General features: G+C 73.5%; 15 protein-coding genes and 1 riboswitch. Of the genes, 5 read left to right on the top strand and 10 right to left on the bottom strand.

The features are described 5' to 3' along the window. Positions 1–40 precede the first annotated feature (40 nt). Positions 41–313 carry a hypothetical protein gene (locus BGP03_RS18090; protein WP_298799821.1) on the bottom strand — a complete coding sequence of 91 codons (273 nt, stop codon included), beginning with the start codon at positions 311–313 and terminating at the stop codon, positions 41–43. Between BGP03_RS18090 and BGP03_RS18085 the strand changes: the two genes are divergently transcribed. After that, entirely contained in the window at positions 312–923 is a 612-nt protein-coding gene (locus BGP03_RS18085; RefSeq protein ID WP_298799820.1) for a hypothetical protein, read from the top strand. The two genes, BGP03_RS18090 and BGP03_RS18085, sit on opposite strands and share 2 nt — an antisense overlap. A gap of 157 nt (positions 924–1,080) precedes the next feature. Here BGP03_RS18085 and BGP03_RS18080 read toward each other — a convergent pair whose 3' ends face one another. Next, on the bottom strand, positions 1,081–1,941 hold the full coding sequence (locus BGP03_RS18080) for a Gmad2 immunoglobulin-like domain-containing protein (RefSeq protein WP_298799819.1): 861 nt from the start codon (positions 1,939–1,941) through the stop codon (positions 1,081–1,083). Positions 1,942–2,065: 124 nt separating this feature from the next. Between BGP03_RS18080 and BGP03_RS18075 the strand changes: the two genes are divergently transcribed. Both BGP03_RS18075 and BGP03_RS18070 read left to right on the top strand, forming a co-directional pair. Further along, on the top strand, positions 2,066–2,596 hold the full coding sequence (locus BGP03_RS18075; protein ID WP_296367192.1) for a gamma carbonic anhydrase family protein: 531 nt from the start codon (positions 2,066–2,068) through the stop codon (positions 2,594–2,596). 95 nt (positions 2,597–2,691) lie between these two features. Continuing rightward, positions 2,692–3,084 carry a hypothetical protein gene (locus BGP03_RS18070; RefSeq protein WP_296367196.1) on the top strand — a complete coding sequence of 131 codons (393 nt, stop codon included), beginning with the start codon at positions 2,692–2,694 and terminating at the stop codon, positions 3,082–3,084. Here BGP03_RS18070 and BGP03_RS18065 read toward each other — a convergent pair. The 3 genes from BGP03_RS18065 to thiO form a co-directional block, all read right to left on the bottom strand. Continuing rightward, positions 3,045–3,818, bottom strand: coding sequence for a thiazole synthase (locus tag BGP03_RS18065; RefSeq protein ID WP_296367198.1), 774 nt, complete (start codon positions 3,816–3,818; stop codon positions 3,045–3,047). The two genes, BGP03_RS18070 and BGP03_RS18065, sit on opposite strands and share 40 nt — an antisense overlap. Positions 3,819–3,820: 2 nt before the next feature. After that, positions 3,821–4,021, bottom strand: coding sequence for a sulfur carrier protein ThiS (gene thiS / locus BGP03_RS18060; protein WP_296367201.1), 201 nt, complete (start codon positions 4,019–4,021; stop codon positions 3,821–3,823). Positions 4,022–4,024: 3 nt separating this feature from the next. Then, on the bottom strand, positions 4,025–5,146 hold the full coding sequence (gene thiO / locus BGP03_RS18055; protein ID WP_298799818.1) for a glycine oxidase ThiO: 1,122 nt from the start codon (positions 5,144–5,146) through the stop codon (positions 4,025–4,027). Next, positions 5,136–5,240, bottom strand: a riboswitch (TPP riboswitch). It overlaps the preceding gene by 11 nt. Positions 5,241–5,263: 23 nt before the next feature. Here thiO and thiE point away from each other — a divergent pair. Continuing rightward, positions 5,264–5,929, top strand: coding sequence for a thiamine phosphate synthase (gene thiE / locus BGP03_RS18050; RefSeq protein ID WP_296367204.1), 666 nt, complete (start codon positions 5,264–5,266; stop codon positions 5,927–5,929). A gap of 28 nt (positions 5,930–5,957) precedes the next feature. Here the strand turns inward: thiE and BGP03_RS18045 are convergent, their stop codons facing one another. Beyond that, a complete protein-coding gene (locus tag BGP03_RS18045; RefSeq protein WP_298799816.1) occupies positions 5,958–6,821 on the bottom strand; it encodes a hypothetical protein in 864 nt (287 codons plus the stop codon). Between the two features lie 95 nt (positions 6,822–6,916). Beyond that, the gene (locus tag BGP03_RS18040) at positions 6,917–7,597 is read right to left on the bottom strand and encodes a DUF3159 domain-containing protein (protein WP_298799815.1); all 681 of its coding nucleotides are present in this window, start codon (positions 7,595–7,597) and stop codon (positions 6,917–6,919) included. A 106-nt stretch (positions 7,598–7,703) separates the two neighbouring features. Here BGP03_RS18040 and BGP03_RS18035 point away from each other — a divergent pair, with 106 nt between their 5' ends. Beyond that, a complete protein-coding gene (locus tag BGP03_RS18035) occupies positions 7,704–8,492 on the top strand; it encodes an SGNH/GDSL hydrolase family protein (RefSeq protein WP_296367209.1) in 789 nt (262 codons plus the stop codon). A gap of 33 nt (positions 8,493–8,525) precedes the next feature. On the opposite strand, the gene thpD is transcribed toward BGP03_RS18035, so the two are convergent. The 3 genes from thpD to ectB form a co-directional block, all read right to left on the bottom strand. Further along, complete coding sequence (gene thpD, locus BGP03_RS18030; protein ID WP_298799814.1) at positions 8,526–9,425, bottom strand: ectoine hydroxylase; 900 nt, start codon at positions 9,423–9,425, stop codon at positions 8,526–8,528. A 3-nt stretch (positions 9,426–9,428) separates the two neighbouring features. Beyond that, positions 9,429–9,830 carry an ectoine synthase gene (locus tag BGP03_RS18025; protein ID WP_298799813.1) on the bottom strand — a complete coding sequence of 134 codons (402 nt, stop codon included), beginning with the start codon at positions 9,828–9,830 and terminating at the stop codon, positions 9,429–9,431. 34 nt (positions 9,831–9,864) lie between these two features. Continuing rightward, positions 9,865–11,079: diaminobutyrate--2-oxoglutarate transaminase (gene ectB / locus BGP03_RS18020; protein ID WP_299736797.1), on the bottom strand; the 1,215-nt coding region annotated here is incomplete at its 5' end.

The following is an 11,079-nucleotide window of genomic DNA, read 5'->3' as shown; positions in this document are numbered from 1 at the left end:
CCTCGACAGCGTCGCCAGCTACTGCGGGCGAATTACCGACTCAGGACACTAGCAGGTGGACGGCGCCGCGGACGTCGGCGAGGCCCCGTGACGCCACCTCCGGCCCGCCCGGCGCGTGCAGCCCCGCGAGCGCGCGGCCGACGTCGGCCGGGGAGGCGAACCACTCGATCGCGTCGGTCATGCGGGGTCTGGGCCAGGTCTCGGTCACCGCGGCGAGCGGGAGACGCTCCAGCTCCTCGAGCGTCTGCTCCGAGGGTTGCGCCGGGCACTCCTCGGCGGGGGCCGGGTACGCACCTCTACGGTTCCGCGCCATGCGGTTCTACGCGGAACGTCCGGGTCGCCTCTTCCGACAGCTGTTCGCCGACGTCGTGGTGGTGGCGTGGGTGGTGCTGGTGGTGATCATCGCTCGGGCGGCGTACGACCTGGTGCAGCAGCTGCAGGGTCCCGCCCGCACGCTCGCCGACGCGGGCGCGGCGATCGGCGGTGCGTTCTCCGGCGCCGCCCGCACCGCGGGCAACGTGCCGTTCGTGGGCGGCGACCTGGCCCGCGCGCTCGGCACCGGCACGGCGGCGGGAGACTCGCTGGCCGCGGCCGGTCGCCAGCAGGTCGAGACGGTGGCCAACGTGGCACTGGGCACGGCCGTGGGCATCGTGGTGCTCGCCGCGCTGCCGGTGGTACTGCTCTGGCTGACCCTGCGGATCCGCTACGCCCGCGCTGCCCGCTCGGCCATCACCGTCCGCACCGCCGACACCGACCTGCTGGCCCTGCGCGCGCTCGCGCACATGCCGGTGCGCCGGCTGCTGGCCGTCTCCGACGACCCCGCCGCGGCGTGGCGGCGCGACGACCGCGAGGCCGTCCGCGGCCTGGCCGAGCTGGAGCTCCGCTCGCTCGGCCTGCGTCCGCCCCGCACCCGCGTCGACTAGTGCCTGGCCGTCGCAGTGGGCTGTGACAGACGACCTCGACCGAGCACCGCATCCGTGATCGCTACTGGACGTACGGGAACGCCCTCCGCACGGCCGTCACGTGCGGCGAGTAGCGATCGTGGGCAGGACTGCCCCGTGCATCCGGCTCGGGCGCCGCCTACGCGACGGTGATCGACTTGGTGTCGGTGAGCACCGGGCGGCCCTCCCCGTCGGACGGGTCGTCCTCCGAGATGCGCACCTCGTACTCGCCGGGCTCCAGCGTGACGGTGAACGAGAACGGGGCGAACACCTGGCCCTCGCTGGTGGACGTGACGCCCGTGCGCACCACCGTCGCGCCGCGGCGCACCTCCCAGTGCACGGAGGCCTCGAAGACGGCCGCCTCGCCCGTGACCACGACGTCGCGCTCCATCGTGGCCCCGTTTATGGGTGAGTCGATCTGCACGAGCGACCTCATCGCGTAGATGTCACCGCGGGGCACCGGCGCGGCGACCGGGACACTCCCGAGCACCCGCTCGACGGCTGCGCCGTCGACCAGCAGCCGCACCGGCCGCGTGGATCCCGCGGCCCCCTGGACCGTGAAGACGAGCTGCTGCAGGGCCATCGTCGCAGGCACCGGGCCGGTCGGGGCGCCGGTGGCCCGGGTGGTGAGGTCGACCGTGATCGCATCGGCGCCCACCATCACGGGCGCCCGCAGCCCGGTGCCGGCCGGCCAGCCGGAGAGGTAGTCGGGATCGGCGGCCGGGACGTCGAACATCTCCCGGACGGCGTCGCTGGCGGGATCGGTGGTGGTGATCCGGTGGAACTCCCGCTGCAGGCGGGGCCCCGCCGGGGTGAGGGCCACGTAGTAGACCGGGAGGGCCTGAGCCCGGCCCGCCGGCTCCGGCGACATCTCCGGCGACATCTCCGGCGACGCGGCGGGCGGGGCGGCGGGCGGGGCGGTGGGCGCGGCAGGGGGTGGCCCCGCCGAGCATCCGGCCATCGCCACCGCGAGCACGGTGGCCATCACGGTTCGCTTCATCGCGATCCCCCTTCCCGGCGCATGTCGTGACGAGCAGGACGTATCGCCCGGCACCAGGTTGCCCCCACCCGCCGTCGCCACCCGAGCGCCGCGCCGGACCCGCCCGGGTGGCACCGTGTGGACCATGCCGCTGTTCTCCTTCGAGGGCCTCGCCCCGACCGTGCACCCCACGGCGTTCATCGCCCCCACCGCCACGCTGGTGGGCGACGTGCGCGTCGAGGCGCACGCGTCGATCTGGTACAACACCGTGCTCCGCGCCGACTTCGGGCCGATCATCGTGCGCGAGGGGGCGAACGTGCAGGACGGCAGCGTGCTGCACGGCGGCACCGACCCGATCACCGAGATCGGGCCGGGCGCCACGATCGGCCACCTCTGCGTGGTGCACGGATGCGTGATCGGCGCGGAGGCCCTGATCGGCAACGGATCCACCGTGCAGGACGGCGCACGCATCGGGGCCCGCTGCCTGGTGGGCGCGGGTTCCACCGTGGCGCCGGGCACCGTGGTGCCGGACGGGCGGCTCGTGCTGGGCACCGTGGCCAGGGAGAAGGGCCCGCTCACCGACTCGGCCCGGTGGTGGGTGGAGGGCAACCCCGGCATCTACCGGGAACTCGCGGCGCGTCACCGGGACAGCGTGGCCCAGGTGCCCGATCGCTGAGCCCCGATCGGGCCGAGTTGTCCCCATCGCCGGAAGTTGTCCACAGGAATCCTTGATCATCCCCGGGCGCCGTCCCGGCCGGTCATCCTCGGGACATGATCCGATACATCGCCACCGGGCCGGCCCTGCTGCTGGCGCCCACCACGATCGGCGCGGCCGCGCCGCCGCCGGCCGTCGTCGGTGCCTACGCGGTCGGCCTCCCGGTCACGACGCCGCGCGAGGAGCCGCTCACCGACATCGCGGCCCTGAAGGAGTTCCTGGCCGGGTACCACGAGCAGGCTCCGTCGACGTGGCGGGAGATCGCGCCCGGCCGCGCCCACCTGCGGCCGGGCGGTCTTCCGGTTCGTCGGGCCGGCCCCGCCACCGAGGTGAGCCCGGACGGGACGCGGTTCGACGAGGCCCAGCTGCTGGCCACCGCCGCAGCGCTCACACCGTGTCGGGCCGCGGATCAGGCGTCGGGATCGGGAGAGCTGGCATGCGCCCAGTAGCGGCGCGGGATCCGGCCCGCCCCGTGCGCGGCCCGGCCCGCGTCCACGGCCCACCGCATCGCCTGCGCCATCCGCTCGGGATCGCCCGCCCGCGTCACGGCGGTGGCCAGCAGCACGGCGTCGCAGCCCAGCTCCATGGCCAGCGCGGCCTCCGACGCGGTGCCGATGCCGGCGTCGAGCACCACCGGCACGCCGGCCCGGTCCACGATCATCTCGATGTTGTGCGGGTTGCGGATGCCCAGGCCGGTGCCGATCGGCGAGCCCAGCGGCATCACCGCGGCGCACCCCACCTGCTCCAGCTTGAGCGCCAGCACCGGGTCGTCGTTCGTGTAGGGCAGCACGGTGAAACCGTCGTCCACGAGCTGCTCGGCCGCGTCGAGCAGCTCGATCGGGTCGGGCAGCAGCGTGCGCTCGTCGGCCACCACCTCGAGCTTCACCAGGTCGGTCTCCAACGCCTCGCGGGCCAGCCGCGCGGTCAGCACGGCCTCCGCGGCCGTGCGGCAGCCGGCCGTGTTGGGCAGCACCTCGATGCGCAGACGCCGCAGCAGGTCCAGCACACCGGTGCCGGTGGCGGCGTCGATCCGCCGCATCGCCACCGTGGTCAGGGCCGTTCCCGACGCCACGAGCGCCCGTTCCAGGATCTCGAGGTTCGACGCCCCGCCGGTGCCCATGATCAGCCGCGAGGCGATCTTGCGGCCGCCGATCACCAGTTCGTTCGCCAGGTCGTCGTTCATGGTCATCCTCCCTGCACCGCGGTGAGCACCTCGACGCGCGCGCCGTCGGAGAGCGCGGTGTCGGCCCACGTCGCCCGGGGCACCACCTCGCCGTCCACGGCCACGGCCACACCGGTGGCCGGGGCTCCGAGCACGCCGAGCGCGTCGGTCACCCCGGCTCCGTCGGCCAGCTCGTGGCGGGTCCCGTTGATCCACACCTGCACGTGCTACCTCCTGGAGACGAATCGGTGGGGGGCGGCGGGCCGCGCCGCCTCCGGAGGCGGATCGCCGTGCAGCAGGGCCAGCACGGCGTCCGCGGTCACGGGAGCCAGCAGCATCCCGTTGCGGCCGTGCCCGGTGGCCGCGAGCAGCCCCTCGGGGCCGAGCGGCCCGATCAGCGGGAGATTGTCGGGGCTGCCCGGACGCAGCCCGGCCGCACTCTCCACCAGCGCGTACTCGGCGATGCCGGGCAGCACGCGCTCGGCGTCGCGGAGCAGGTCGCGCACGCCGCCGACGGTCACGTCCGTGTCGAACCCGGTCTCGGCCTGCGTGGCCCCGATCACGAGGCCGCCCCCGTCGCGCGGCACTGCGTACACCGGCCGGCCGTCCACGAGCGCGCGCACCGTCCGACCCGGCGGGGGGAAGGCGCCGGCGCGGTGGGCGAGCCGCAGGATCTCGCCCTTCACCGGGCGCACCAGGCCGTCGAGGGTGGGATGCAGGTCGGCGGAGTGCGCCCCGGCGCAGATGAGCACGGCGTCCGCCGGGACGTCGGGCCCGTCGGTGCGCACACCGGTCACGCGACCGCCGTCGTCGAGCACGGATTTCGCCGCGGCCGCCACGAACCGGACGCCGGCGCGCCCGCACGCGGCCTGCAGCGCGGTGAGCAGCAGCCGGTTGTCCACGGCCAGGTCATCGGGCACCGAGAGCCCGCCGCGCACATCCGGTCCGAGCGCGGGTTCCAGCCGCCGCAGCTCGCGGCCGGAGAGCCGCTCCACCGAGCGTCCCAGGCCGGTGAGGTACGTCGCCAGGTTGTCCAGCTCGGCGCGGTCACCGGCACCGGTGGCGGCCACCATGGTGCCCTCGGTGCGCAGCCCGGCCCGGCACCCGGCCGCCGCGGTGAGGTCCGCCGCGAAGCCCGGCCAGCGCCGCACCGACTCCACGCCGAGGTCGAGCAGGTGCTCCTCGCCCGGCCACGCCTCCGTGACGGGCGCGAGCATGCCGCCGGCCACCCACGAGGCGCCGCGGGCGGGCGCGGGGTCCAGCACCGTCACCGCGTGGCCGGCCGCGGCGGCCCGCCAGGCGCAGGACATGCCGATGACGCCCGCGCCCACCACAACAACTTCGATCATCTTCGCTCCCTGCGCCGGCATGACCCGGATCAGGTTCGACGGTCAGGACCCGCAAGTCCTTTCTCAGCCCAGCCGGGCTCCCGTGCGACACCTGATGGCCACCCTACGCTGGGACCCATGCCCGGACTCGACGGAACAGCCCTGCGGCAGCGGCTGGACGCCGCCCGCCTCTACCTCTGCACCGGCGCGCGTCGTGAGCGCGGCGACCTCGCGGAGTTCGCCGACGCGGCCCTCGCCGGGGGCGTCGACATCGTGCAGCTGCGCGACAAGGGCGCCGACGGCCCCCTCGAGGCACGCGACGAGCTGGCCGCCCTGGAGGTCCTGGCCGAGGCGTGCGCACGGCACGGCGCGCTGCTGGCCGTCAACGACCGGGCCGACATCGCGCTGGCGTCCGGGGCCGACGTCCTGCACCTCGGCCAGGACGACCTCCCCGTCGCCTGGGCGCGCAAGATCGTCGGGGACGAGGTGGTGGTGGGCCGGTCGTCGCACAGCGCCGAGGAGACGCTGGTGGCCGCCGACGAGGCGGGCGTCGACTACTTCTGCGTCGGCCCGTGCTGGCCCACGCCCACCAAGCCCGGCCGTCCGGCGCCGGGGCTCGGACTGGTGCGCACCGTCGCCGGGCGCGGCCCGGCGCGGCCGTGGTTCGCCATCGGCGGCATCGACGACGCCCGCCTCGGCGAGGTGCTGGCGGCCGGAGCCAGCCGCATCGTGGTGGTCCGCGCCATCACCGAGGCCGAGGACCCGCGGGCCGCCGCTGCGGCGCTGCGGGCCCGCCTGATCTGAACCCCACCGCCGAGCGGTCCGGGGGCCCTCAGCCGGCCGCACCGCCCAGCAGGCCGCCGGGGCCGGGGGCGGGTGTCGGGGCCCCGGAACCGGTGGGACCCGTGCCCGGGTCGACGGTGGCGGTGAGGCCGCCGGTAGCGCCCGGGCCGGGCACGGCGGTGCTCGACGGCTCGGCCGTCGGGTCGGCCGTGGAGGTGCGCCCGGTGGAGCCGGACGGGGCCGCCGGGGCCGTGGTGGGCTCTGTGGGCGCGCTGCGCGCCCCACCGAGCACCCTTCCGACCGACGTGCCCGAGTCGTTCGAGCTGAGCGTCGAACCCTTCGCCCACTCGATCCCGGTCACGGCCAGCAGCCCGATCACGAACACGAGCACCGTGGCGCCCGCCCACATCCACCAGCGGCGCCGCGGGGAGGCCGGCGGCACCACGGGCTCCACCCGCAACCAGACGGTCTCGTCCTCGCCCGTGCGCTGCATCGGCAGCGTCAGCTCGCTGGGCGACGAGCCCCCGGCCACGGGCCGGATGCGGGCGACGATCGTGTCGCGGGTGCGGTCGAGATAGCGCTGGTAGATGGTGGCGGCCACCGTGCTCGCCACGGAGCCCAGGGCGGCACCGGCGACCGTGCCGGCCGCCCCGAAGAACGACCCCAGCACCGCGCTCGTGGCAGCCGCCCCGGCCCCGGCGAGCACCTTGTTGACCGTGAGGTCCCTGGTCGGGGCCACCACGACGCCGGAGTCGGTGTCCGGGCCGCCTCGATCCGTCGGAGGCAGCGGCGGTGCCGGACGGCTCCCCGGCGGGACGGGCCTGCGCGGGTCACGTCGGGCGCCGGAGCGGTCCGGGACGGGACCGTGCGCGGGGTCGGTACGGGGCGGGCGGGCGGCGGGCTGCTGCGGCATGGCTCCTGGAGGCGATCGGTCGACGTCGGGTGTCCAACGCCCACAACGCCGCGCCCACCCCGATCGCTCCGGAGGATCACCGTTCGTGAGCCCTCTCACCCCTGCCGTGGCGTACGCGGCACGGGCTCCACCGGATGCCGGATGCCGGGATGGCCGGCGGGCAGGGCCGATCGGAGCAACGGCCACGACGCGGCCACGCACACCGCCACGAGCGGCCAGGTGAGCACGATCCGCGTGACGCCGAGCGCCACGACCTGGTCGGCGAGGAACAGCGGCACGAACACGGCCAGCCGCACCACGTACTGCGCCACCCACACCCACGACGCGCGCTGGTAGCCGCGCAGCAGGTCCGGATCACGACGCCAGGCCGTCCGCTGCCCCAGCGCCGTGCCGACCACGAGCCCGAGCAGCGGCCAGCGGATCACGATCGACACCGCCCACGCGAGCGCGCTCGCCGCGTTGGTGGCGATCTGCACGAGGAAGAAGTCCACGGCCCGGCCGGTGTAGAGCGCGATCAGCGCGCCGACGGCCACGCCGAGCAGCCCGAACAGCACCGACCGCGGCCGCCGGCCCTGCCGCAGCCGGAACACCGCCACCACCAGCGCCACCAGCACGGCGGCCCCGCCGCCCCAACCCACCGGCGACGTCCACCCGGCGGCCTGCGCGACGGTGAGCACGACGACGAACACCACCACCGGCACCGTGGCGTCCACGGCTCCACCACGACCGCCGAGCAGGTGCCGCAGGGAGTCGGGGTCGTCGGTTCGCCGGGCCATGAGGTAAGGGTGCCCTATAGGAACGGATCGATCACCCCGGATGGTCTCCAAGCGATCTACACTCGTCATCGGGATGACGGGAACATGAACGGTGAGGGGCGATCGCATGGGCCGGTGGAACACGTTCGTCGCGATCGGTGACAGTTTCACCGAAGGACTGGACGACCTGCGATCCGATGGCACCCCGCGCGGGTGGGCCGACCGGGTGGCCGAGCGGCTCGCCGACGGCAACCCCGGGTTCCGCTACGCCAACCTCGCCGTGCGCGGCAAGCTGCTCGACCAGATCGTCGACGACCAGCTCGCCGTGGCCGAGCGGCTGCGGCCCGATCTCGTCGCGTTCTGCGCGGGCGGCAACGACATCATCCGGTTCTCCTGCGACACCGACGACCTGGCCCGCCGCTTCGACGCCGCGCTGGAGCGGGTCACGGCCACGGGCGCCCAGGTCGTCGTCTTCACGGGCTTCGACCTCGGCCGCATGCACCCGCTCATCCGGCGCCTGCGCGGACGCGTCGCCTGCTACAACGAGCTGATGCGCGCCAGCGCCGAGCGCCACGGCAGCACCGTCGTGGACCTGTGGGGCATGGCCCCGCTCGCCGATCCCCGCACGTGGGGCAGCGACCGGCTGCACCTCACGGCCGAGGGCCACAAGCGCGTGATGCTGCGCGTGCTGGAGACGCTGGGGGAGCCCGTCGCGGAGGACTGGCGCGCGCCGCTCCCCGAGGCCGAGCCCGCCCCGTGGCGGGACCGGCAGCTCGAGGACCTGCGGTGGATGCGCGAGTGGGTGCTCCCGTTCGTCCGCAACCGCGTCCGCGGCCGCCACACCGGCGAGGGCTTCGCGCCCAAGCGCCCGGAGCTCCTGCCCCTCTCACCGACGAACGGCACTTTCGTCACCTAGGTTGCGACGAGAGTGCCGTTCGTCCGACGGGCGTCAGCTCGCTACGGGAGTGAAGTCGCGAGAGCCGATGTACTCCGGGCGGCGCCCGGGGGCGCTGAACGGCTCCTCCAGCGTGTTCTCCACGCTGTTGAACACGATGAAGATGTTCGAGCGCGGATAGGGCGTGATGTTGCTGCCCGAGCCGTGCATGCAGTTGGAGTCGAACAGCGTGGCCGAGCCGGCGGCTCCGGTGAACATCTGGATGCCGTGGGCGTCGGCCAGGGTCGTCAGGCTGTCGGGATCGGGCGTGCCGATCTCCTGCTCGCGCAGCGACTCCTTGTAGTTGTCGGCCGGGGTCTCCCCCACGCACGACACGAACGTCCGGTGTGAGCCCGGCATGATCATCAGGCAGCCGTTGTGCGCGAAGTTCTCGGTCAGCGAGATCGAGATGCTCACCGCGCGCGGCGACGGCATGCCGTCCTCGGCGTGCCAGGTCTCGAAGTCGGAGTGCCAGTAGAAGCCGCCACCGCCGAATCCCGGCTTGTAGTTGATCCGCGTCTGGTGCACGTAGACGTCCGAGCCGAGGATCTGGCGGGCCCGGCCGGCCACGCGCTCGTCGGCGACGAGCGCCGCGATGGCGTCGCTCAGCCTGTGCACCTCGAAGATCGACCGCACCTGCTGCGACGTCTTCTCGACGATCGTGCGCTCGTCGGCCTTGACGGTCGGGTCCGTCGCGAGCCGGTCGAGCTCGGCCGAGTAGCGCTCCACCTCGTCGGGCGTGAGCAGCTGCGGGACCGTGACGAAGCCGTCGCGGTCGTGCGCGTCGAGCTCCTCGGTGCTCAGCGGGCCGGGGTCCCGGCTCCACGCCGCGGGCTCGGCCCGGTCGATCAGCAGCGGCCGGTCGGCGATCCGCGTCGGGTAGCGGTCGGCGGTTCGTGCAGCGGTGACGGTCATCGGTCAGCTGGCCTCCTTCTCCTCCGTGATCAGCGGGTACACCCCGTTCTCGTCGTGCACCTCGCGGCCGGTCACGGGCGGGTTGAACACGCACACCGTCGTCATCCGCGTCCTCGGGCGCAACTGATGGCGCTCGTTGCCGGACAGGACGTAGATCGACCCCGGCGCGAGCTGGTGGGTCGTGTCGTTGTCCTTGTCGTACAGCTCGCCCTCACCCTCGGTGATGAAGACGGCCTCGATGTGGTTGGCGTACCAGAAGTCGTTGACCGAGCCCGCGGCGAGCACGGTCTCGTGGACCGAGAACCCCACGCCGTCGCCGGCAAGGATGATGCGCCTGCTGCGCCAGTTCTCGGTCTTGACGTCGCGGTCGGTGTCGGTGATCTCGTCCAGCGTACGAACGATCATGATTTCTCCTCCACGGGAAAAAGTGCGTCGTCGGTCATTCTGCGGACACTCCTTCCATCACGGCGCGCACCGACTCCTTCACGATCTCGAGTCCCTCGGTGAGCTCGTCGTCGGTGATCGTCAGCGCCGGCATGACCTTCATGACCTCGTCGGACGGTCCGGAGGTCTCCATCAGCAGTCCCCGCTCGAACGCCGCGGCACACGTCTTGGCCGCGAGCTCGGGCTGCGAGAAGGACAGCCCACGGGCCAGGCCACGCCCCTTGGGGGTGAGCACCCGCGACGCGGCCGCGAGCTCGGTGAACACGCCCTCGACACGCTCGCCCTTGGCGATCGTGGAGCGCTCGAGGGTGTCGTCGGACCAGAACTCGCGCAGCGCCGCGGTGGCCGTCACGAACGCGGGGTTGTTGCCGCGGAACGTGCCGTTGTGCTCGCCGGGGCCCCACTGGTCGTGCTCGGGCTTCATCAGCGTGAGCGCCATCGGCAGGCCGTAGCCGCCGATCGACTTCGACAGGCACACGATGTCGGGCTCGATGCCGGCGATCTCGAACGAGAAGAACGGGCCGGTGCGCCCGACGCCCATCTGCACGTCGTCGACGATGAGCAGGATGTCGTTGCGCCTGCACAGCTCGGCCAGGCCCTGCAGCCACTCGACGCGGGCGGGGTTGATACCGCCCTCGCCCTGCACGGTCTCGACGATCACGGCGGCCGAGGCGTTCAGGCCGCTACCGGAGTCCTGCAGGAGCTTCTCGAGCCACATGAAGTCCGACACGGTGCCGTCGAAGTAGTTGTCGTAGGGCATCGGGGTGGCGTGCACCAGCGGGACACCGGCGCCGTCACGCTTCATCGAGTTGCCCGTGACCGACAGCGCGCCCAGCGTCATGCCGTGGAACGCGTTGGTGAAGTTGATGATCGCCTCGCGCCCGGTGATCTTGCGGGCGAGCTTCAGCGCCGACTCCACCGAGTTCGCGCCGGTCGGCCCGGGGAACTGCACCTTGTAGTCCAGACCGCGCGGCTCGAGCACCAGGTCGCGGAAGGTCTCGAGGAACTCCTCCTTGGCCCGGGTGTGCATGTCGAGCCCGTGGGTGATGCCGTCGCGCGTCAGGTACTCGATGAGCGGCTTCTTCAGCGCGGGCGGGTTGTGGCCGTAGTTGAGCGCCCCGGCCCCGGCGAAGAAATCGAGGTAGGAATTGCCGTCGACATCGGTCAGACGCGACCCGACGGCGGTGTCGAAGACAACAGGCCAGGAACG

Source organism: Pseudonocardia sp. 73-21 (assembly GCF_001899645.1).
Lineage (GTDB): Bacteria > Actinomycetota > Actinomycetes > Mycobacteriales > Pseudonocardiaceae > Pseudonocardia.
This window is presented reverse-complemented; position numbering and strand designations above follow the sequence as displayed.